Raw genomic sequence first — 21,113 nt, 5'->3', positions numbered from 1 at the left:
GTCTCCTGCTTCAGCGGAGACACTCTGAATCAATACACGCACTGAATTTCAAGAGGCTGATTGGGTTTAGACCCTAGGTGCTCAGGCCCATCAGGGCCTTTGCTTCCTCGCTCTCGGCCTGACGGCCTTCGCTGCGGGCGGCCGTTCGGCCTTGCGGACCTGTCGGCCCGTTGGCGGCTCAACGCAGCCTTTTCTCCCCTCCAGCCCCCTTTCGTCACCCCGGACTTGATCCGGGGTCCAGCTTTCTTCCTTGGCCAAAGCAGTAGTTCCGGCGGCAAGCCGGAACCAGAGGGTAAATGCCCGCCCGCAGGTGCCGCGCAGCCGCAGGCGGAGCGAACAGCGCCGAGGATGCCCCTGCGGATGCAGGGGCGTAACTGAAAGCTGACGAAGTTGACATCGTCACGATACCTCCGATTATCTGCAAACCCTCAGAAAACCCCCATTTTCAGCCGCCAAACCGAAGTTGACACTTTGCCCGATCACTTCGGTTCCTCCCCGTCCTCCTCCCCCGCGCATTCCTCCATCGCCTCGTCGTAACCGATGCGCCATTCCTCGTCCCACGTCTCTGGCCCCGCCGCCACGCGCTCCACCAGCCGCCCGAAATCGCCCGCCCCATATCCGGCGGACGGGTGCGAGGGGTAAGGCGGCCCGGCGGGCGCAAAGCCCGCGCGCATCGCCAGCAGCGCCACGGTCAGCCGCTCGTCAAAGCGGCGCGACGTGCCCACCAGCTCGCCCTTGTAATAATGCGGCACTTCCACGCCGTTGAGCGCACGGTCCATCGCCGCCTCCGCCAGCGCGTCGAACCGGCACATCAGCGCGGCGGCCCACGCCAGATCAAACGGCTCCCCCCGCATCCGCGCGCGCAAGGCATAGGCCGATTGCCGGCTCATCCCCACGGCCTTCGCTGCCGTGCTTACACAATGGCTGGCAGCCAGTTCATCGAGAAACCGCGCCTGCCGGTCAGGCGTCCAGCCATCATGGCGCAGGGCGGGGAGGTTGGCGGATGTTTTGAGAGCGCGTGTCATGCCGCGCAGCGAGGCACAGGGCAAGGGGTGTAGGAAAGGGGGGCATTGCGAGCGCTCCGGTCACGCTGCGGGCGAAGGTGACCCCTTCAAACCCCCGCCAGCTTCTTCGCCCGCCTGCGCTGCACGCTCGACCCGATCCCGATAGCCTCGCGGTATTTCGCCACGGTGCGGCGGGCGAGGTCGAACCCTTCGGCTTTGAGCATATCGACCAGCGTGTCGTCCGAAAGGATCGCGTCCGCTGCTTCGGCGTCGATCAGCGCCTTGATGCGGGCCTTCACCGCCTCGGCGCTGGCGCCTTCGCCGTCGGTGCCGCCGCCCACCCCGCTGGTGAAGAAGTATTTGAGTTCAAAGGTGCCGCGCGGGCAATTCAAATATTTGTTGCTGGTCACCCGGCTGACCGTGCTTTCGTGCATCTCGATCGCCTCGGCCACTTTGGCCAGCGTCAGCGGGCGCAAATCGGATACGCCGCGGCGGAAGAAGCCGTCTTGCTGCTTCACGATTTCGGCGGCAACTTTCAGGATCGTCTTCTGCCGCTGGTCGAGCGCCTTGATCAGCCAGTTGGCATCGGCCAGTTTCTCGGAAAGCCAGCCGCGCGATTGCTTGTCGGCGCATCCGGCCTTCAGCGACACGTAATAGCTGCGGTTGACCACCAGCCGGGGCAAGGTCGCCTGATTGATGCGAATATCCCAGCCGCCCGCGCCATCGGGGGTGACGAGAATATCGGGCACCACCGGCGCTGCCATGCCCCCGCCAAAACGCAGGCCGGGCTTGGGATCGTAGCCGCGGATTTCGGCCATCATCTCGGCAAAATCCTCGTCATCGACATCGCAGATGCGCTTCAACTGCGCCACGCTGCCTTTGGCGAGCAGGTCGAGATTGGCGAGCAGCACCTGCATGCACGGGTCATACCGGTCGGCCTCTTTCGCTTGCAGGATCAGGCATTCGGACAGGCTGCGTGCGCCGACGCCCGTGGGGTCGAGCGATTGGACGAGCGCCAGCGCCTCCTCCGCCTCGGCCAGCGCAATGCCCAGATCGCCTGCAATTTCGCGTAAAGGAACGGGGAGATAGCCCGCCTCGTCGAGCAGGCCGATTATGTGGCGCGCGATGAAGGCAAGGCGCGGGTTGGGCGCGGCGGGGCCGATCTGTGCCTCCAGATGGTCGGCCAGGCTGGGCGCTTCGCCGCCCAGTTCGGTGATGTCCGGCCCGTCCTCTCCGCTGCCCGAAGGCAAGGTGGCGGACCAGTCACCCGTATCGCGGTCAATATCGAGCGCGGCGGGATCGAGGTCGAGCGGGGCATCGGCTTCGCCCGCGCCTGCCAGCATCAGCTCGTCGGCGGTCGCGGGGGCATCTGTTTCGGGAACCTCCGGCGCGGCCTCCGCCTCGCCCAATGCGCCGCCTGCATCGAGCAGCGGATTGGCTTCCAGCGCCTCGCCAATAAAGGCTTCGATTTCGAGGTTCGACAGCGCCAGCAGCTTGATCGCCTGCTGCAATTGCGGCGTCATCACCAGCGACTGGGTCTGCCGGAGGTCGAGCCTCGGTCCCAGCGCCATCGGTCAGTGCCCCCGCCTCATGGTCAGAGGGTAAAGCCTTCACCCAGATAAAGGCGGCGCACATTCTCGTCCGCCACCAGTTCCTGCGGGCTACCGGCGAACAGCACCTGCCCGCCATAGATGATGCAGGCGCGGTCGACGATGTCGAGCGTTTCGCGCACATTGTGGTCGGTGATGAGCACGCCGATGCCGCGCCGTTTCAGGTCCTTCACCAGGTCGCGGATATCGCTGATCGACAGCGGATCGATGCCGGCAAACGGTTCGTCGAGCAGCATGATCGATGGCTTGGCTGCCAGCGCCCGTGCGATTTCGCAGCGCCGCCGCTCCCCGCCCGAAAGCGCCATGGCCGGGCTGTCGCGCAGGCGGGTGATGTGGAACTCCTCCAGCAGCCGTTCCAGCTCAGCCGCGCGCACCGCCTTGTCCGGCTCGACCATTTCGAGCACGCAATTGATGTTCTGTTCCACCGTCATGCCGCGAAAGATGCTGGTTTCCTGCGGCAGATAGCCGAGGCCCAGTATCGCCCGGCGGTACATGGGCAGGCGGGTGACATCGACGCCGTCCATCAGGATGCGGCCCGAATCGGGGCGGACAAGGCCCATGATCGAATAGAAGCAGGTGGTCTTGCCCGCGCCGTTGGGGCCAAGCAGGCCCAGCACTTCGCCCTTGGCCACGGTGAGCGAAATGTCGGTCAGCACCGCGCGCTTGTCGTAACTCTTGGCGATGGAGATGACTTCCAGTCCCTGCCCGTGCACCGGCGGCGCGGCATTGGCGGGCGCCTTTTCCATCGCCTGGGCAAGAGCGGCAGTATCGATCCCGGTTTCCTCGTTCATCGTTAAGGTCTGTAGCACCTCTTGCGCGGCTTTGAAGCGGGAATTGGCAGGATTCCTGCATGTATAAACCCGCAGTGCCCCGCAATTGCCCTGTGGCAGAGGAGGCATTTATCGCTCTTGCAGGGGCACGCGTGAAGTGTAATAAAGTGTAACGGAGCCCAAAAGGGTCGCACCCGCCTCATCCCAAATGGGGCGGACACGGAGAGAGGAGAGCGCGCGATGGGGAAAGCGCTGCACGATAATTCACTCGTAACGCAAGGGCAGCTTGCACCTTCTGCCGGTCTCGACTGGCGCAAACGCATCAGCGATCATGTTGCCTATGCCCTGCTCGTCTATACCGGCGTGCAGATCGGCGTGACCATGCTGATGGTCAAAGACAGCCACGGCACAATCATGCCCTATTTCGCGCTGGTCGTGCTGGTTGCCGCGATCATTCCGGCGGCCCGCCTGTTCGAGGCGCGCTGGAGCGAGCTGGACGAAGACGCCGCGCATGATCCCGCGCTGTCCGCTGCCTTCACCCGCGACGTAACGGGCCTGTGGCTGTGTGCGGTGGGCCTGCCCTTTGCATTGGCCGCGCTGTTTCACGGGGTCGAGGTCTTGCTGGGTTAAGCGCCCGGCCGGCTGGCGGCCGTTCATTACCGAGCTTCTCTGGGGGGAGAGGGGAGGGGCGCGCAGGAGCTAATCCGCGCGCCCCTTTGTTTTCAGAAATTAGCGTGTCAGCCGGCCTTCTTGGCTTCGTTGTAGCGTTCAATCGCTTCCACCGTCACCCGGCGCGCTTCGGCAGCATCGCCCCAGGCGCCCACGCGCACCCACTTTTCGGCTTCCAGATCCTTGTAGTGGGTGAAGAAGTGTTCGATCTGCTGCAACACGATGCTGGGCAGATCCTGCCGCTCGCCCACATCCGAATAATAGGGGAAGGTCGAATCCACCGGCACGCAGATCAGCTTTTCATCGCCGCCGTGCTCGTCTTCCAGATTGAGCACGCCGATCGGGCGCGCGCGCACCACGCAGCCGGGGATGAAGGGCGAGCGGGCAATCACCAGCGCGTCCAGCGGATCGCCATCGGGCGACAAGGTGTGCGGGACAAAGCCGTAATTGGCCGGATAGCGCATTGGCGTGTGCAGGATGCGGTCGACGAACAGCGCGCCGCTTTCCTTGTCGAATTCGTATTTCACCGGCTCGCCGCCGGTGGGCACCTCGATGATGACATTCAGGCTTTCAGGCGGATTGTCGCCCGCCGGTATGTGTTCAATACGCATGGATGCTTGGTGTCCCTGTTTGCAGGATTATGCGGCATCCCCTCCCAATAGGCGGCCTCCGTTAAACAACTTATTCGGGCCTGACTACTGGCGAATTGCGCGAAAGCCCGATTCGCGCCATCCTGCCTGCCGGGAAGATGGCGGGGCGAGGAGTCGAAAACAGGCTCCCGCCCGATCGGGGAGAGGAGCGACACACAATGCATGTAGGTCTGGCAACGGGCTTTGCCCATCAGCGCGGCGATGATTACGACGATGCGCGGCTGCTGCGCGAGGAGGTGGACAACCTTGTCTATGCCGAGGAGCTGGGCTTCGATTCGGTCTGGATTACCGAACACCATTTCTCCGACTATTCGGTCTCCAACGATCCGCTGCAATTGCTGACCTATATCGCCGCGCGCACCAAAAGGGTGAAGCTGGGCACGCAATGCATCATCGTGCCGTGGCACAACCCGGCGCGGCTGGCGGAATATATCGTCAATCTCGATATTCTGTCGGGCGGGCGCGTCATTCTGGGCTTTGGCGGCGGACTTGCCCCGCACGAATTTGCAGGCCTTGGCATTGACCAGAACAAGAGCCGCGACCTTTACAGCGACATTCTCGACGTGCTGATCCCGGCGCTCGAAACCGGCATTCTCGAAGGCGAAGGCGCGTTTGGCCGTATTCCGCGCACGGAGCTGCGCCCGCGCCCGATCAAGAGCTTTGCCGGACGCAAGTTCTGCGGCAGCCTGTCAGGCAATTCGATGTATGCCGCCGCGCGCCACGGCTTTGGCAATATGGTGCTGATGATCCCGCAGCGCGGCGCGGAAACCCCGCCCGATCGTTATGCCGAGGTCTGGGCCGAAGTGCATGGCGATGGCTCCGCCCCGCCGCCGCCCATGCTCAGCGGCAATTTCTACATCCACGAAGACGGCGATTACGCGACAGAGCAGGGCCGCAAATACCTCGCCAACACCATGCGCGCGGCGGTGAAGAATTACAGCCTCGCCAAGCCCGGCACCTTCGCGAATGTGAAGGGCTATGAGCATTACGAGAAGATGATGCTGCATTCGCCAGAGGAGATCGACGCCTATTGCGCGAACTTTGCCAAGGGCGCGATCACCGGCACGCCGCAACAGATCCTCGACCGGTTGTGGGAGCTGAAAGGCATCTACAAGCCGCAAGGGTTCTTTCCGCATGTCTATTACGGCGGGATGCCGCAGGACGATGCGGTGCGGTCGATGGAACTGTTTGCCCGCACCGTGCTGCCCGAAGTGAAAAGCTGGGAAGCCGAGGCGAGCATTGACGAGCGGTTTTTGGAAGCGGCGGAGTAGTTGCGAGGGTGGCTTGCGGCGCGTAAGGGCTGCACCCCATGAGCAAGCAGGAAACGCCGCGCCCGGTGCGCGGCACGCAGGACATTTTCGGGGCCGATGCCGAAGCTTTCGCCTTCGTGGTGGAGACGTTCGAGCGCGTGCGCAAACTCTACCGCTTTCGCCGGGTGGAAATGCCCGTGTTCGAACGGACCGAGGTGTTTGCGCGGTCGCTGGGCGAGACGACCGATGTCGTCAGCAAGGAAATGTATTCGTTCGAGGATCGGGGCGGGGAATCGCTCACCCTGCGGCCCGAATTCACAGCCGGAATCGCGCGTGCGTTCCTTACCGAAGGCTGGCAGCAATATGCGCCGCTGAAAGTCGCGACGCACGGGCCTTTGTTCCGTTACGAGCGCCCGCAAAAGGGCCGCTACCGCCAGTTCCACCAGATCGACGCCGAATTGATTGGCGCTGCGGAACCGCAGGCCGATGTCGAATTGCTGGCGATGGCGGATCAGCTGCTCGAGGAACTGGGCGTGGCGGATGGCGTGACGCTCACTCTCAACACGCTGGGCGATGGCAGCAGCCGCGAGGCGTGGCGCGCCGCACTGATCGAGCATTTTGCAGGCGTGCGCGGCGAACTCTCTGAAGATTCGCAGGAGCGGCTGGAGAAAAACCCGCTGCGTATTCTCGATTCCAAGGATCCCCGCGACAAGGCGTTCGTGGCGGACGCGCCGATGATCGACGAGTTCCTTTCGGCAGAGGCGCAGGATTTCTTTGGTGCGGTGACATCCGGTCTGGATGCCGCAGGGATCAAGTGGACGCGCAATCCGGCGCTGGTGCGCGGCCTCGACTATTACCGCCACACCGCGTTCGAATTCGTGACCGACCGGCTTGGCGCGCAAGGCACGGTGCTGGGCGGCGGGCGTTATGACGGGCTGATGGAAAGCCTCGGCGGCGCGCCGACGCCTGCGGTAGGCTGGGCTGCGGGGATTGAGCGGCTGGCGATGCTGTTGGGGCAGCGCGGCGAGGCGAAGCTGGATGTCGCCGTCGTTCCGCTGGGCGATGCGGCCGCGTCGCGCGGCGAGGGTATTCTGGCGCAGCTGCGCCGCCACGGCATCGTGGCCGACATGGATTACCGGGGCAATATGAAGAAGCGGATGAGCCGTGCGAACAGTGCCGGCGCTGCTGTTGCTGTGATCCTGGGCGATGATGAACTCGCAAAGGGCGTCGCCAATATCAAGGATCTGGTTGGCGGCCAGCAGCATGAGGTGCCGCTGGGCGATCTGGTCGATCACGCTTTTGGTCTGCTGGCAAAGCTCGGCCGCCGGTAATCCTCAACCGATGACCATCCCCACCGAACGCCTTGCCCAGATCACGCACCGCTTTGCGGAGCTGGAAGCGCGCATGGCGTCAGGCACGCTGGAGGGCGATGCCTTCGTGCAGGCCAGCCGCGATTATGCCGAGCTGGAACCGGTGGCAAGAGCAGCGGCCGGTGTGCAGGCGATGCGTGCGGAAATCGCCGATCTCACCGCCCTGCTTGCTGATCCCGAAATGAAGGCGATGGCGGAGGAGGAGCTGGCCGATCTCAAGCGCCGTCTGCCTGATGCCGAACGCGCGCTCGCCATCGCCATGCTGCCGCGTGACGAGGCCGACAGCCGCAGCGCGATGCTCGAAATCCGCGCAGGCACGGGCGGGGACGAGGCGGCACTGTTCGCGGGCGATCTTTATCGGATGTATGAACGCTTTGCTGCGTGCCAGGGCTGGCGTGTCGAGCCGGTGTCAATGAACGCATCCGAAGTGGGCGGCTTCAAGGAAATCGTCGCCAACATCACCGGGGCGAACGTCTTCCGCAAGCTCAAGTTCGAAAGCGGCGTGCACCGCGTGCAGCGCGTGCCGGTGACCGAAAGCGGCGGGCGCATCCACACCTCTGCTGCAACAGTGGCGGTGCTGCCAGAGCCGACCGAAGTCGATGTTCAGATCAACGACAATGATTTGAAAATAGATATTTACCGCGCATCAGGTGCAGGCGGTCAGCATGTCAACACCACCGATTCCGCGGTGCGCATCACGCACCTTCCCACGGGCCTTGTGGTCATCTGTCAGGACGAGCGCAGTCAGCACAAGAATCGCGCCAAGGCGATGCAGGTGCTGCGCGCGCGCCTCTATGAAAAGATGCGCGACGAGGCGCAGGGCGAAGAAGCTGCGGCCCGCCGCGCCATGGTGGGCAGCGGCGACCGTTCGGAACGCATCCGCACCTACAACTTCCCGCAAGGCCGCGTCACCGATCACCGCATCGGCCTGACGCTGCACAAATTGCCCGAAGTGCTGGCGGGCGAGGGGCTTGGCGAACTGATCGACGCGCTGATGGCGGAGGACGAGGCCAAGCGCCTTGCCGCAATGGGCGAGTGAGCACGGTCGCCGCAGCGATTCGGGACGCGGCGGCGCGGTTGTCCGCCACCTCCGACACCGCCCGGCTCGATGCTGAAGTGCTGATGGCCCATGCGCTGGGCATCACCCGCTCCGACCTGTTGTTGCGCCACATGGCTGACCCCGCGCCCGCCGGTTTTGCCGCGCTGGTCGATCGCCGCGCAAGGCACGAGCCGGTGGCCTATATCACCGGCAAGCAGGATTTCTTCGGCCTGACGCTGGCCGTCGATGCGCGCTGTCTCATCCCGCGCGGGGACAGCGAATGCGTGGTGGAGGCGGCATTGGCGGCGGCCCCGGCCGCGGCATCGGTGCTCGATTGCGGCACCGGTTCGGGCGCGTTGCTGCTGGCCCTGCTGGCCAATCTGCCGGATGCGCAGGGTATCGGCGTGGATGCCTCCGCCGATGCGCTGCACGTGGCGCAGGCCAATGCCGATGCGCTGGGGCTGGCGGATCGCGTGCGGCTGCTGCGGCGCGACTGGACGCAGTCCGGCTGGGCCGCCGACCTTGGCCGGTTCGATCTGATTATCGCCAACCCGCCCTATATCGCACACGCCGCCCCGCTCGATGCCAGCGTGCGCGATTTCGAGCCTGCAGCCGCGCTGTTTGCCGGGCCGGAGGGGCTGGACGATTACCGCGTGCTGATCCCGCAACTGCCTGCACTGCTCAATTCCGGCGGCGCGGCGGTGCTCGAAATCGGAGCCGCGCAGGCCAATGCTGTCAGCGCCTTGGCAAATGCTGCGGGCTTCGCCGTGCAATGCCGCCCGGACCTTGCCGGGCGCCCCCGCGCACTTGTCTTGGGGCAATCGTGACATTTGCACTTGGCAAACCCGTGCCGAATGGCTACCTCAGCACAAGGCCAGCGGCGCGGGGCACATTGCCATCGCCAGCGGCCTAACTCCTGAATTTGCTCTGTAAGCGGCGCGCCAACGTCATTTGCCTGCGCAAATCGGAAAAGCCACAGCTGCAAGGGTTGCGCTGTGACAAGGGGTCATGTGACCGGTGCAATTTCCATTCCCGGTCCCAATGAGGAAGCGGATTTCCTTTGAACAACCAACGCAATAACAACAATCGCCGGCGCGGGCGCGGCAGCAATCGTGGTGGCGGCAATGGCGGCAATCAGGGCAACCGGATCGATAGCCGCGCACGCGGTAACGCCCCGCAGATGCTGGAGAAATACCGCAAGCTGGCGCACGAGGCTTCGCTCAACGATGACCGGGTGCAGACGGAATATTATCTCCAGTTCGCCGACCATTATTTCCGCGTGATCGCCGATGGGCGCGCGCAGAAAGAAGACGGACGCACGCAGCGCCGCGATAACGAGCAGAGCGGCTTCGACGGCGACGATTACGACGACGATCATGAGGATTCGCGCGACACCAGTCGCGACAATGGCCGTGACAATCCCCGTGAAGAGCGTCAGGCGCGTGAGGAGCGTCAGCCCCGCGAAGACCGGCAGCAGCGCCAGAACCGCCCGCGCCGTCAGGATGGCGAGGGTGAAGCGCCCGCCGCCCGCGAAGATGGCGAGGGCGATGCACCGCGCGCCAAGCCGCGTTCCGGCGGGCGTTCGGACGAGGGCAGCGATGCGCCCTTCGCGTTGCGCCCCGGTGCCGAAGGCGACGAGGATGATGGCGATAATCCCTTTCTGGCCAAGCCGCGCCGCAAGCCGCGCCGCCGCAAGGATGGCGACGAGGGCGACGAGGCCAGCGGCGGTTCCGCCATTGATCCGGGCCTTTTGCCACCGGCCATTGGGCGCGGCACAGCCGAACCGGAAGCCGAAGAACCGAATCCGATCCCGACGGGTGAAGGGGCCGATGGCGAGGCCAAGCCGCGCCGCCGCCTGAAGATGCCGCGCAGCCGCTCCGGCGACGAGGAGGAGTTGGCGGCCGTCGGCTGACAGGCCGAACTCCCCTCTTGCGCCGCCTTCGGCTTCCCGCCAAGCGGAGCGCATGACGGTGCCTTTGCCCCCTTCCCGATCCGCATTCGCGGAACTGCCGGTCCGGTTGCATGACTTGTTGATGCGTTATCCGGCTGCGGGTGCGCTGGGGCTGGGCGTGCTGGCCGCCACCGGTTTCCAGCCATTGGGGTTGTGGCCGATTGCCCTGCTTGCGATGGGGGCATTTGCGGGCCTGTTGCAGCGGGCGCGTGACGCGCGGCAGGCGGCATGGTGGGGCTGGATGTTTGGCCTTGGCCATTTCACCTTCGGCAACAGCTGGATTGCCACTGCTTTCACCTATCAGGCCAATATGCCCGCCGTGCTGGGTTGGGCGGCAGTGCCGCTTCTGGCGGCCTATCTCGCCCTTTATCCCGCGCTTGCGACAGGCGCGGCGGGCCGCATGGCGGGGCCGCGTGGCGGGGCAGTTGCTGCGTTGGCGCTGGCGGGTTGCTGGATCGTGGCCGAATGGCTGCGAAGCTGGGTCTTCACCGGCTATGCGTGGAACCCGTTTGCGATGGTTCTGCTTGGCCCGATGGACCGGCCCGGCCTTGCCGCGCTCGCGCCGTGGATGGGCACTTATGCCCTGTCGGGTCTGGCGGTGCTGCTTGCCGCCGGTCTTGTCGGCGTGTTGCAGGCGCGGCGCTGGATCGCGGCGGGTATGGCAGGCACGCTGCTGGTGGCAGGAATGTACTGGCCTGCGGGGAAGGCGGAAGAAGGCAGGCTGGCGGTCACGCTGGTGCAGCCGGGAATTCCGCAGCCGCAGGTGAACGACGCACGGTTTTACGATGCCAATCTGCTCCGGCTGATGCATATGTCGGGGCGCATCGGGGGCGCGGATGCGCAAGGCGAGCCGCGGCTGGTGCTGTGGCCCGAATCGGGCATGGCCGATTACATCGAGGACGGCTATCCGCAGCGCTATTACGACCGGCTGACCACGATGGGCAGTCCCGCCTATGCCCGCGCCTTGCTGGCCCGCGCCATCGGGCCGGACAGCCTGCTGCTGACGGGTGGGCAACGCCTCGCCTTTGACAATGCCGGGCGGCTGGCGGGCGCGTATAATTCGGTGCTGGCGGTCGACGATGCGGGCGCGATACGCGGCATTTATTCCAAGGCGCATCTGGTGCCTTACGGCGAATATCTGCCCTTGCGCGGACTGCTTGAACCGCTGGGCTTCAGCCGGTTGGTGCCCGGTTCGATCGATTTCCTGCCTGGCCCCGGCCCGCAGACGCTCAGCCTTGGCGCGTTTGGCGATGCGGGCATTCAGATCTGTTACGAAATCATCTTTTCGGGGCAGGTGACCGATGACTCCTTCCGGCCCGATTACATCTATACCGGATCGAACGACGGATGGTTCGGCGCGGCCGGGCCGCCGCAGCATTTTGCGCAGGCGCGGATGCGCGCAGTGGAGGAAGGCCTGCCCGTGCTGCGATCCACCACCAGCGGCATTTCGGGCATTATCGATGCGCGCGGCGTGGTGCGGCACATGATCCCGACCGGTGCGATGGACCGGATCGACGCGCTTGTCCCGCCTGCGGCGCCACCCACCCTGTTCGCCATGCTGGGAAATGTGCTGGCGCTGGCGTGGGCGGGCCTGTTCCTGATGCTGGCATTTGTTGCATCGCGCAAAAGCCGCCGTTAGACCCGCTACGCAATTCACCGTGATCCTTGAGGGGCAACCGAACCTTATGCGCCAATCCTATCTCTTCACGTCCGAAAGTGTTTCCGAAGGCCATCCTGACAAGGTGTCCGACCAGATTTCGGACGCCATCGTTGACCTGTTCCTGTCCAAGGATCCCGAAGCGCGCATTGCCTGCGAAACGCTGTGCACCACGCAACTGGTGGTGCTGGCCGGGGAAATCCGCTGCAAGGGCGTGTATGAGAACGGTCAGTGGGCCGACGGCGCGAAGGAGGAAATCGAGCGGGTCGTGCGCCAGACGGTGAAGGACATCGGTTACGAACAGGACGGCTTCCATTGGGAGAAGTTCGAATTCATCAACCGGCTGCACGGGCAATCCGCGCATATCGCGCAAGGTGTGGACGCCCGAATTACCGAAGATGGCGCGAACAAGGATGAAGGCGCGGGCGATCAGGGCATCATGTTCGGTTACGCCACCGATGAAACGCCCGATCTGATGCCCGCGACGCTGGATTACAGCCACAAGATTCTCGAACGCATGGCGGCAGACCGGCATTCGGGCGCCGCACCGTTTCTGGAACCGGATTCCAAAAGCCAGGTCACGCTGCGTTACGAAGGCAGCCTGCCCGTGGCCTGCACCGCGGTGGTTGTGTCCACCCAGCATGCGCCCGGTTATGACGAAGGGGAAAAGCAGGCCGAGCTGCACGCTTATGTGAAGCAGGTCATCGCGGACGTGATCCCGCCCGTGTTGCTGCGCGAGACCGAATACCACATCAATCCCACCGGCAGTTTCGAAATTGGCGGGCCGGATGGCGATGCGGGGCTGACGGGGCGCAAGATCATCGTCGATACCTATGGCGGCGCATCGCCGCATGGCGGCGGCGCGTTCAGCGGCAAGGATCCGACCAAGGTGGACCGCAGCGCGGCCTATATCACCCGTTACCTCGCCAAGAACGTGGTGGCCGCAGGGCTTGCCACGCGCTGCACGATCCAGATCGCCTATGCCATCGGCGTGTCCAAGCCGCTGTCGCTTTATGTCGATACGCACGGCACCGGCACCGTGGGCGACGACAGGATCGAGGCGGCGATCATGGGGCTGGAAAAGCTGGGCGGCCTCACCCCGCGCGCGATCCGCACGCATCTGGGCCTCAACAAGCCGATCTACCGCAAGACCGCCGCCTATGGCCATTTCGGCCGCAAGCCGGATGGCGACTTCTTCCCGTGGGAGAAGACTGACCTCGTGGCCGATCTGAAGGCTGCGCTTGGCTGATTTGCCTCAGGCGCCGGCGGGGCCATCCGGCCCTTTGGCTTTCCTCGCTTCCGGGCAGGCAAGCTGCCCTGCGCTGCGGGCGGCCGTTCGGCCTTTGCGGGCGGATCACCGCCCGGCCCCTTGCCTAGCCGGCCGACCTCGTCGAGGCGAGGTCGGCCCCGTAGCGGCGCGCGGCGAGCAGGTAATGCACGCCAGCCCAGAAATACAGCGCGCCCGTTATCGCCATCGCCAGCACCAGCCCGCGTCCTGCGCCGTAGGTCGGCGCCAGATGGTCGCTCAGCCAGCCCAGCAGGAACGGGCCGGCCGCGCTCGCCACGCCGTAAACCACGTTGAGCACGGCCGAACAAGTGGCGCGCATGCGCGGATGCATCAGGTTCTGCAGCGCGGCAAAGGTAATGCCCAGATAGCCGAAATTGAGGAAGGTCGCGATGCTGACCAGCACCAGCAGCGGGCCCAGTTCCGCGCGCGTGATGGCAAGCGCATAGAGCGGCCCGCCCAGCAGCAGGCAGACGGCGGGCACCAGCGCGTAGGCGGCAGGGTTCTTCGCGCCCAGCCTGTCCCCCAGCATCCCTTGCACCATGACTGAGATGGCTGAAGGAGCGCTGGCAATCAGGCCCGCATACAGCCCCGCCTCGGCCAATCCTACATTGAACTGCCGGATCATGAGCGAGGTGAAGAAGTAATTGAGGCCGAAGCCCAGCATCGCCGCAAAGGCCGACCCGATCACCAATTGCCGCGCCGATGGCAGTGCGAACAGCCGTGCCAGCACCGCGCTGACCGGCGGCACATCGTCGCTGTTCGCCATCGCATCATGCGCGCCGCGCCGGGGCTCGGCGACCATCAGCCAGGCGACGATCCCCAGCACCACGCCCGGAACCGCCGCGATGAGGAAGGTTTCGCGCCAGCCATAAGTTTGCGCAATCCAGCCGCCGCCCATGAAGCCGATCAGCGCGCCCAGCGCCGGGGCCAGCATCAGCACCGATATGGCGGTGCCGCGCTTCTGCGGCGGGAAATAGTCCGAGATCACCGATTGCAGGCTGGGCAGGCCGATCGCCTCGCCCAAACCCACGCCCATGCGTGCGACCAGCAACTGCACCCAGCTTCCCGCCCAGCCGCACAAGCCAGTCGCGGCAGACCACAGGACCGTGCCGATGGGAATCAGCGACAGGCGCCGCACCCGTTCCGCCGCGCGGGCGACCACCAGACCCACGCCGATATTGAGCACGGTAAAGGCCACGCCCATCAGCGACACCTGCCGGTCGGTCAGGCCGAACTCGTTCTTGATCGGCTCGACCAGCACATTGACCACGATCCGGTCGATAAAACCAACCGTGCTGATCATCGCCAGCACGATCAGCGCAAACCACGGCGAATTGCGGCGCCACTCCATGCGGTATCTCTCCCTCTCCTGGCAAAGGAATAGAGCGCAAGCCGCAGGGTGAGGCAAAGATAATGTGAGCGGACGCCGTGTTGCGGCGATGTGATCGCGCGCCTATCGGGCATTGATCGCAACGGATCAGCGGGTGCATCAACGCCTATGGCAACACGGAAACGTCCCCGGCGCGGCAGGCGGTTTGCCCGGCTGCTTCTGGCGCTTCTTGTCCTTGCGGGAACGGCTGCCGCCACATTTTCCTATTTCGGCTATTCGCCGCAATCGCTGATGCGCGATGCAGGACTGCGCGCAGACATCCACGCCATGGGTCGTCAGACACAGGAGAGGTTGCGGCAATCGGGGAGCGAGGCCACCCGCCAGCTTGCCGGCCCGCTGCTGGCCCGATCCATCAGCCATTCGCGCTCACGCGCGCTCGCCGCTGGCACACATCCTGTCCCAAATGACATACGATGCCTTCTGGAGCGGCATTTCCTGTCGATCGATTTTGACGAGGTGCAGTGGATGCCGTCGGGCGCTGACCTGACGCTCGGCAATGTGCTCACGCGCTGGTATTTGCAGGAAGGGGCAGTGGTCCTTCAGGACGTGGTCGTTTTCTCGTCTCCCCAAGCCGCGCAGGGTCGCCGGTTGTGGGCGCATGAGCTGACCCATGTGCTGCAATATCAGGAACTTGGCCTTGAGGGATTTGCGCGCGCCTATGCGGCAAATGCCCTGGCGTTTGAGCGCCAGGCCGAAGATCATGCGCAGGCAGTCGTCGCGCGCCTTGACGAGAAGGCCTATGCGCGCTGCGGCCTCAGGCTTGTCGATAGTCCGCCACAATAGCCCCCGCCGCCGCCAGTTCCTCCTCGTGGCTTTCCTCGCGCCAGCTTTCGGCAAGCGCTTCGGCTTCCCATTGCTGCATTGCGGGGTGGGCAAGGATGTGGTCGACCCATGCCTGCCCGCGCCCCACTTCCAGCGCATAGGTGCGGATGCGATAAGCGACGGGGGCGAAGAACGCGTCAAGCGCGGTGAACCTGGCCCCTGCCAGATACGGCCCACCGAAACGGGCGAGCCCTTGCTCGAAGATTTCGCGCACCCGCGCCACATCGCGCGCCAGTGCCGCGTCGTGCGGCCCCATCTTCACGCGCACGCCAACATTCATCGTGCATTGGCCGCGCAGGGCCGAGAAGCCGCCATGCATTTCGGCAACCGCGCATTGGGCAAAGGCGCGTGCGGCCGCGTCATCCGGCCATACCCCCTCGTGCCGGTCCGCGATGTAGAGCGTGATGCCCAGCGAATCCCACACGGTAACATCACCATCCAGCAGCACCGGCACCTGCCCCGTGGGAGAAAAGGCGCGAAAATCGTCGTAATTGCTCGGCTTGGTGAATGGCTCCACCCGGTCGGTGAAGGGGATGCCCAAGGCGCGCAGCAGCAGCCAGGGGCGCAGGCTCCAGCTCGAATAATTCCGGTTCGCGGTGATCAGCGTATAGCTCACCTGCCCGCCCACCTCAGCTGATGTAATGCGCGGTTGTCCGCGCCGCCACATCCTCGGCCGTCACGCCGGGGGCCAGCTCGATCAGGCGGAAGGGGCTGGAATGATCCGGGCGGCTGAACACGCACAAGTCGGTGATGATCATGTCCACCACATTGCGCCCCGTCAGCGGCAGGGTGCATTGGGGGATAAACTTCGGGCTGCCGTCCTTTGCCACATGTTCCATCACCACGATGATGCGCTTGACGCCCGCGACGAGGTCCATCGCGCCGCCCATGCCCTTCACCATCTTGCCGGGGATCATCCAGTTGGCGATGTCGCCCCCTTCGGATACCTCCATCGCCCCCAGCACGGTAAGGTCGATATGCCCGCCGCGGATCATGGCAAAGCTGGTGGCGCTGTCGAAATAGGCGCTGTGCGGCAGCTCGCTGATCGTCTGCTTGCCGGCATTGATGAGATCAGCGTCCACCTCGTCCGGATAGGGGAAGGGGCCGATGCCCAGCATCCCGTTCTCGCTCTGCAGCGTCACTTCCATGCCCGTCGGCACATGGTTGGCGACCAGCGTGGGGATGCCGATGCCCAGATTGACGTAAAACCCGTCCTGCAATTCCTGTGCAGCGCGGGCGGCCATCTGGTCGCGGCTCCAGCCTTTGGTCAGGCCATCATGCGTGGTCATCGTGGTTCTCGTCCTTATGGCTGGGATGCAGGGGGTGGTGGAGCCTCAGAAAGCGGGGCCGGGGAAAGTGGAGACGGCGCGAGGAACCATCCCCTGCCGATATGCACTTCCAGTTCGCCAGCCACTTCGATGCTGTGCACATATTCATACAAATCGTCGAAATCGGCGCGCTCGTCGCCCAGGATCGCCAGCAGGCAATCGGATGTGGCAAGCGCGCGGCGGCGGCTCTGCTTGTTCTCGCGGGCAAAGCGGATGACGATCAGCGGATCTTCCCCCGCCGGGTCCAGCCGCGTTTCGACCAGCGCGTTGCGGATCGCGCGCGCTTCGCCGGGGCCGTGGCCGCTGATCCAGTAGACGGTGATGCCGCGCTGGCGAAAATCCCCAAGAAAGGCGGGTAGCGACGAATCGGTGCGCATGCCCGTGCCCAGCGGCAACAGGCCGCCGGCCGGATCAAGGTCGATCAGCACAGCGGGCGGCAACGCGTTGCAGGTCAGCAATTCGGGGCTGAGCGCGGGCGGATCGGCCAGCAGCATGGAAGGGCGGCCTGCTGGCGCGGCCAGCCGTTCCAATACGAAACGGTGAAAGGCCGCATAAGGCGATGCGGACGCGATCGGCATGGCCGGTGCAATCTCTGTCGCGGGCGTGGCCGGGGTGGGCGCAGCAGCCACCGTCGGCGCAGGCGTAGGGGCGGCAACGGGGGCGGCAACCTCCGGCTGAACTGGCGCGGGCATTGGCGCGGGAGCTGGTGCGGGAGTTGGCGCGACAAGCGGCGGGGGTGGCGGGACGGCCCGTTCGCGTTGTGAGGGCGGGATATAGGGCCCGTCGATCGCCGCCAGCGGATTGGTGGCGCAGGCCTGCAGGCTCGCCCCCGCCAGGAGGACGGCCACCAAGCGTGCGCAGGTTGCGGCAGGGGCGGTGATCATGCCGTCTCGCGCGGACGCGTGGTGACGAATTCGATCTTCTTGTCGTATGGCGCGCCCACGATCATGCGCTGGACATAGACGCCGGGCAGGTGGATGCAGTCCGGGTCAAGGCTGCCCGCGGGCACCACTTCCTCCACCTCCACCACGCAGACCTTGCCGCAGGTGGCGGCGGGCAGGTTGAAATTGCGTGCGGTCTTGCGGAAGACGAGGTTGCCGGTGGTGTCCGCTTTCCATGCTTTCACGATGGAAAGATCGGCAAAGATGCCGCGTTCGAGGATATATTCCTCCGGGCCGTTCGGGCCATCGAACACTTTCACTTCCTTGCCTTCGGCAACGGCGGTGCCCACGCCGGTCTTGGTGTAGAAGCCCGGAATCCCTGCGCCGCCTGCGCGCATCCGTTCGGCCAGCGTGCCTTGCGGGCAGAACTCGACCTCCAGCTCGCCTGCCAGGTATTGCCGCTCGAATTCCTTGTTCTCGCCCACATAGGAGGAGATCATCTTGGCCACCTGCCGCGTGCGCAGCAGCTTGCCGATGCCTTCATTGTCGATCCCGGCATTGTTGCTGACAAACGTGAGGTTCTTCACCCCGCTCGCCTGAATTGCGTCCAGCAGCCGTTCGGGCAGGCCGCACAGGCCAAAGCCGCCGCTGGCGATCAGCATCCCATCGCGCAACAGCCCGTCCAGCGCGCTGGCGGCATTGGGGAAAAGCTTCTTCATCGAACACCTCGTTACGCGGAAAGTCCGCCAGAAAGGGCCCGCAAACAGGGGCTGCAACCGGTGCCGAGGAATAGGCTGCCCCGCGCGCCTTGTCACCCCGCTTGCGCCACAAATGTTGCATTGCACAATGGCGGCGGGCGCCGACAGGGGCCTGGGATCGCTTCGTAAGCCACTGTAAAACCGGGAAAACGGCGCCAAACTGCGTATGTTGCACAAAATCGAACACTGATTGCGCTTTTCGCACTTGCGAAAGGATCGGTTTCACGGCATACCGAAACTGCCTTTCAGGCATCCTCTCCCAAACTTTTCACGGCCCGGTTGGCAACAGCCGGGCCTTTCTTTTTGCCACGCGCATTCCTAGCTTCAAAACACAGCGTTTGAGGCAGGACAGGATATTTCATGGCAGAGGCGAAGGCGGCAGAACTTGAAGCGGGCAGCACGCGGTTGCAGGTGGCCGCCGCCCGGCAGGAAGAATCGGGGCGGGGCATCGCCCGCCTGCCGCGTTCTGCGTTCCAGGCACTTGGCATTACCGAAGGCGATCCGGTGCAGATCACCGGCAAACGCACATCCGCCGCGATTGCCATGGCCGCCTATCCTGAGGACGAGGCGCTGGAAGTGATTCGGCTCGACGGGTTGCAACGCGGCAATGCCGGCACCGCATCGGGCGAACATGTGATCGTGCGCCGCGCCAATCCCAAACCCGCGACACGCGTGGTCTTTGCACCTGCCAAGCCCGAAATGCGCCTGCAAGGCCCGACCGAGGCGTTGAAGCGCGTGTTCTTCCGCCATCCCTTGAGCGCGGGCGATCTGGTGGCGACCCACGGCCAGCAGCCGGTGCAGAACGTGCCGCCCGAAGTGCGCCGCCTGTTCAACGCGCCCGCCTATGCACTGACCGAAATCCGCCTGCAGGTCGTCTCAACCGTGCCCAAGGGCATCGTGCAGATCGACGAGGAGACGGTGGTCGAACTGCGTTCCGAATTCGAGGAGCCGCAGGGCGGGCGCGGCACGGTGAATTACGACGATGTCGGCGGGATGGAGGAGACCATCCGCGCGCTGCGCGAAATGGTCGAACTGCCGCTGCGTTACCCCGAACTGTTCACCCGCCTTGGCGTCGATCCCCCCAAGGGCGTCCTTCTCCACGGCCCGCCCGGCACCGGAAAAACCCGGCTGGCGCAGGCGGTGGCGAATGAAAGCGATGCCGAGTTCTTCACCATCAATGGCCCGGAAATCATGGGCTCGGCCTATGGTGAAAGCGAAAAGCGCCTGCGCGATGTGTTCGAACAGGCCGAACGCGCATCCCCGGCCATTGTCTTTATCGACGAGATCGATTCGATCGCGCCCAAACGGCAGAATGTAAGCGGCGAGGCGGAAAAGCGGCTGGTTGCCCAATTGCTCACGCTGATGGATGGCCTCAGCAAATCGAACATCGTCGTGATCGCCGCCACCAACCGCCCCGATGCGATTGACGAGGCGCTGCGCCGCCCCGGCCGGTTCGACCGCGAAATCGTGGTGGGCGTGCCCGATGAAAGCGGGCGGCGCGAGATCCTTGCGATCCACACGCGCGGCATGCCGCTGGGCGACGGGGTTGACCTTGGCGAGATGGCGCGCAGCACGCACGGCTTTGTCGGCGCGGATCTCGCCGCTTTGGCGCGGGAGGCAGCGATCGAGGCGGTGCGCCGCGTCATGCCGAAAATCGATTTTGACGCGCGCGAGATTCCCCCGCAGGTGCTGGAGGAACTCTGCGTCGAAAAAGACGATTTCCGCGAAGCCCTCAAGCGTGTTCAGCCATCAGCCATGCGCGAAGTGATGGTGCAGGCGCCCACGGTCGGCTGGGACGATATCGGCGGCGTGGACGAGGCCGAGGCGACCTTGCGCGAGGGCGTGGAACTTCCGCTCAAGAACCCGAAAGCATTCGAGCGGCTGGGCATCCGCCCGGCCAAGGGATTCCTCCTTTATGGCCCGCCCGGCACCGGCAAGACCTTGCTCGCCAAGGCGGTGGCGAAGGAGGCGGAAGCCAATTTCATCTCGATGAAATCCAGCGATCTTCTCTCCAAATGGTACGGCGAGAGCGAGCAGCAGATTGCCCGGATGTTCGCCCGCGCCCGCGCGGTGGCCCCCTGCGTGATCTTCATCGACGAGATCGATTCGCTGGTGCCCGCGCGCGGATCGGGCGGCGGCGAACCGCAGGTGACCGCGCGCGTTGTCAACACGATCCTTGCTGAAATGGACGGGATGGAGGAATTGAATTCGATCGTGGTGATCGGCGCCACCAACCGGCCCGCCTTGGTCGATCCCGCTCTGCTGCGACCGGGCCGGTTTGACGAATTGGTCTATGTCGGCCCGCCCGACGAAAAGGGGCGCGAACATATCCTCAAGATACACACGGCGAATATGCCGCTGGCAGGCGACGTCGATCTGGCGCGCATCGCCGCCGATACGCCGCGCTATACCGGCGCGGATCTGGAGGATGTGGTGCGCCGCGCGGGCCTCAACGCCATTCGCCGCACCGCCGGCGAGCCGGAAAGCGTTTCGGCAGCCGATTTTGCCGAGGCGCTGGCCGACAGCCGCCCGACCGTGACCGAACAGATGGAAGCCGAATACGCCAAGATGAAGGGCGAATTGAAAAGGAAGGCGCTGGAGGTGAAGCCGATCGGTTTCCTGTGGGAAGGGATGGTGGAGTCCACCCGCGATTCCAAACACCCGTAGCAAATCGCA

General features: G+C 64.7%; 19 protein-coding genes. 10 read left to right on the top strand and 9 right to left on the bottom strand.

Annotated features, from left to right (window positions below; genetic code table 11):
• Positions 1-479: 479 nt before the first annotated feature.
• The 3 genes from WFP39_RS09995 to lptB all read right to left on the bottom strand — a co-directional run bounded on the left by WFP39_RS09995 (position 480) and on the right by lptB (position 3,360).
• A complete protein-coding gene (locus WFP39_RS09995; RefSeq protein WP_336919381.1) occupies positions 480-1,025 on the bottom strand; it encodes a hypothetical protein in 546 nt (181 codons plus the stop codon).
• Between the two features lie 86 nt (positions 1,026-1,111).
• The gene (gene rpoN, locus WFP39_RS09990) at positions 1,112-2,575 is read right to left on the bottom strand and encodes an RNA polymerase factor sigma-54 (RefSeq protein WP_336919380.1); all 1,464 of its coding nucleotides are present in this window, start codon (positions 2,573-2,575) and stop codon (positions 1,112-1,114) included.
• Between the two features lie 23 nt (positions 2,576-2,598).
• A complete protein-coding gene (lptB, locus tag WFP39_RS09985) occupies positions 2,599-3,360 on the bottom strand; it encodes an LPS export ABC transporter ATP-binding protein (protein ID WP_336919390.1) in 762 nt (253 codons plus the stop codon).
• 264 nt (positions 3,361-3,624) lie between these two features.
• Here lptB and WFP39_RS09980 point away from each other — a divergent pair, with 264 nt between their 5' ends.
• Complete coding sequence (locus WFP39_RS09980; protein WP_336919379.1) at positions 3,625-4,014, top strand: hypothetical protein; 390 nt, start codon at positions 3,625-3,627, stop codon at positions 4,012-4,014.
• A gap of 107 nt (positions 4,015-4,121) precedes the next feature.
• Here the strand turns inward: WFP39_RS09980 and ppa are convergent, their stop codons facing one another.
• Positions 4,122-4,664 carry an inorganic diphosphatase gene (gene ppa, locus WFP39_RS09975; protein ID WP_336919378.1) on the bottom strand — a complete coding sequence of 181 codons (543 nt, stop codon included), beginning with the start codon at positions 4,662-4,664 and terminating at the stop codon, positions 4,122-4,124.
• A gap of 197 nt (positions 4,665-4,861) precedes the next feature.
• Between ppa and WFP39_RS09970 the strand changes: the two genes are divergently transcribed.
• The 7 genes from WFP39_RS09970 (at position 4,862) to metK (ending at position 13,219) form a co-directional block, all read left to right on the top strand.
• Positions 4,862-5,974 carry an LLM class flavin-dependent oxidoreductase gene (locus WFP39_RS09970; RefSeq protein ID WP_336919377.1) on the top strand — a complete coding sequence of 371 codons (1,113 nt, stop codon included), beginning with the start codon at positions 4,862-4,864 and terminating at the stop codon, positions 5,972-5,974.
• Between the two features lie 38 nt (positions 5,975-6,012).
• Positions 6,013-7,284, top strand: coding sequence for a histidine--tRNA ligase (hisS, locus tag WFP39_RS09965; protein ID WP_336919376.1), 1,272 nt, complete (start codon positions 6,013-6,015; stop codon positions 7,282-7,284).
• 10 nt (positions 7,285-7,294) lie between these two features.
• Positions 7,295-8,362: a peptide chain release factor 1 gene (gene prfA / locus WFP39_RS09960; protein WP_336919375.1), complete on the top strand. Its 1,068-nt coding sequence runs from the start codon at positions 7,295-7,297 to the stop codon at positions 8,360-8,362.
• A complete protein-coding gene (prmC, locus tag WFP39_RS09955; RefSeq protein ID WP_336919374.1) occupies positions 8,359-9,189 on the top strand; it encodes a peptide chain release factor N(5)-glutamine methyltransferase in 831 nt (276 codons plus the stop codon). The genes prfA and prmC overlap by 4 nt, the downstream gene beginning before the upstream one ends.
• Before the next feature lie 233 nt (positions 9,190-9,422).
• Positions 9,423-10,274 (top strand): DUF4167 domain-containing protein, encoded by an 852-nt coding sequence (locus WFP39_RS09950; RefSeq protein WP_336919372.1) that lies wholly within the window; start codon positions 9,423-9,425, stop codon positions 10,272-10,274.
• Between the two features lie 121 nt (positions 10,275-10,395).
• On the top strand, positions 10,396-11,952 hold the full coding sequence (gene lnt / locus WFP39_RS09945) for an apolipoprotein N-acyltransferase (RefSeq protein ID WP_336919371.1): 1,557 nt from the start codon (positions 10,396-10,398) through the stop codon (positions 11,950-11,952).
• A gap of 46 nt (positions 11,953-11,998) precedes the next feature.
• Entirely contained in the window at positions 11,999-13,219 is a 1,221-nt protein-coding gene (metK, locus tag WFP39_RS09940) for a methionine adenosyltransferase (RefSeq protein ID WP_336919370.1), read from the top strand.
• 124 nt (positions 13,220-13,343) lie between these two features.
• On the opposite strand, the gene WFP39_RS09935 is transcribed toward metK, so the two are convergent.
• On the bottom strand, positions 13,344-14,609 hold the full coding sequence (locus WFP39_RS09935; RefSeq protein ID WP_336919369.1) for a spinster family MFS transporter: 1,266 nt from the start codon (positions 14,607-14,609) through the stop codon (positions 13,344-13,346).
• A 147-nt stretch (positions 14,610-14,756) separates the two neighbouring features.
• On the opposite strand from WFP39_RS09935, the gene WFP39_RS09930 reads away from it, so the two are divergent.
• Positions 14,757-15,431 carry an eCIS core domain-containing protein gene (locus tag WFP39_RS09930; RefSeq protein WP_336919367.1) on the top strand — a complete coding sequence of 225 codons (675 nt, stop codon included), beginning with the start codon at positions 14,757-14,759 and terminating at the stop codon, positions 15,429-15,431.
• Here WFP39_RS09930 and WFP39_RS09925 read toward each other — a convergent pair.
• Genes WFP39_RS09925 through WFP39_RS09910 form a run of 4 tightly spaced genes read right to left on the bottom strand, consistent with a single transcriptional unit; the run spans position 15,403 to position 18,398 of the window.
• Positions 15,403-16,086 carry a glutathione S-transferase family protein gene (locus WFP39_RS09925; protein ID WP_336919365.1) on the bottom strand — a complete coding sequence of 228 codons (684 nt, stop codon included), beginning with the start codon at positions 16,084-16,086 and terminating at the stop codon, positions 15,403-15,405. The genes WFP39_RS09930 and WFP39_RS09925 overlap by 29 nt on opposite strands.
• Positions 16,087-16,099: 13 nt before the next feature.
• Positions 16,100-16,759 (bottom strand): CoA transferase subunit B, encoded by a 660-nt coding sequence (locus tag WFP39_RS09920; RefSeq protein WP_336919363.1) that lies wholly within the window; start codon positions 16,757-16,759, stop codon positions 16,100-16,102.
• Between the two features lie 14 nt (positions 16,760-16,773).
• Positions 16,774-17,646: a hypothetical protein gene (locus tag WFP39_RS09915; protein WP_336919361.1), complete on the bottom strand. Its 873-nt coding sequence runs from the start codon at positions 17,644-17,646 to the stop codon at positions 16,774-16,776.
• A gap of 32 nt (positions 17,647-17,678) precedes the next feature.
• Complete coding sequence (locus WFP39_RS09910) at positions 17,679-18,398, bottom strand: CoA transferase subunit A (RefSeq protein ID WP_336919360.1); 720 nt, start codon at positions 18,396-18,398, stop codon at positions 17,679-17,681.
• A gap of 399 nt (positions 18,399-18,797) precedes the next feature.
• Here WFP39_RS09910 and WFP39_RS09905 point away from each other — a divergent pair, with 399 nt between their 5' ends.
• The gene (locus tag WFP39_RS09905; protein WP_336919359.1) at positions 18,798-21,104 is read left to right on the top strand and encodes a CDC48 family AAA ATPase; all 2,307 of its coding nucleotides are present in this window, start codon (positions 18,798-18,800) and stop codon (positions 21,102-21,104) included.
• Positions 21,105-21,113: the final 9 nt, after the last annotated feature.

The sequence above is a fragment of the Alteraurantiacibacter lauratis genome (assembly GCF_037154155.1).
Classification (GTDB): domain Bacteria; phylum Pseudomonadota; class Alphaproteobacteria; order Sphingomonadales; family Sphingomonadaceae; genus Alteraurantiacibacter; species Alteraurantiacibacter lauratis.
This window is presented reverse-complemented; position numbering and strand designations above follow the sequence as displayed.

Bases quoted from the DNA above. Each gene is read 5' to 3' on its own strand.
- WFP39_RS09905 (WP_336919359.1), top strand. From the start codon at position 18,798: ATGGCAGAGGCGAAGGCGGCAGAACTTGAAGCGGGCAGCACGCGGTTG.
- rpoN (WP_336919380.1), bottom strand. From the start codon at position 2,575: ATGGCGCTGGGACCGAGGCTCGACCTCCGGCAGACCCAGTCGCTGGTG.
- WFP39_RS09970 (WP_336919377.1), top strand. From the start codon at position 4,862: ATGCATGTAGGTCTGGCAACGGGCTTTGCCCATCAGCGCGGCGATGAT.
- lptB (WP_336919390.1), bottom strand. From the start codon at position 3,360: ATGGAAAAGGCGCCCGCCAATGCCGCGCCGCCGGTGCACGGGCAGGGA.
- ppa (WP_336919378.1), bottom strand. From the start codon at position 4,664: ATGCGTATTGAACACATACCGGCGGGCGACAATCCGCCTGAAAGCCTG.
- WFP39_RS09910 (WP_336919360.1), bottom strand. From the start codon at position 18,398: ATGAAGAAGCTTTTCCCCAATGCCGCCAGCGCGCTGGACGGGCTGTTG.
- WFP39_RS09935 (WP_336919369.1), bottom strand. From the start codon at position 14,609: ATGGAGTGGCGCCGCAATTCGCCGTGGTTTGCGCTGATCGTGCTGGCG.
- metK (WP_336919370.1), top strand. From the start codon at position 11,999: ATGCGCCAATCCTATCTCTTCACGTCCGAAAGTGTTTCCGAAGGCCAT.
- WFP39_RS09920 (WP_336919363.1), bottom strand. From the start codon at position 16,759: ATGACCACGCATGATGGCCTGACCAAAGGCTGGAGCCGCGACCAGATG.
- prfA (WP_336919375.1), top strand. From the start codon at position 7,295: ATGACCATCCCCACCGAACGCCTTGCCCAGATCACGCACCGCTTTGCG.
- WFP39_RS09995 (WP_336919381.1), bottom strand. From the start codon at position 1,025: ATGACACGCGCTCTCAAAACATCCGCCAACCTCCCCGCCCTGCGCCAT.
- WFP39_RS09930 (WP_336919367.1), top strand. From the start codon at position 14,757: ATGGCAACACGGAAACGTCCCCGGCGCGGCAGGCGGTTTGCCCGGCTG.
- lnt (WP_336919371.1), top strand. From the start codon at position 10,396: ATGCGTTATCCGGCTGCGGGTGCGCTGGGGCTGGGCGTGCTGGCCGCC.
- WFP39_RS09980 (WP_336919379.1), top strand. From the start codon at position 3,625: ATGGGGAAAGCGCTGCACGATAATTCACTCGTAACGCAAGGGCAGCTT.
- hisS (WP_336919376.1), top strand. From the start codon at position 6,013: ATGAGCAAGCAGGAAACGCCGCGCCCGGTGCGCGGCACGCAGGACATT.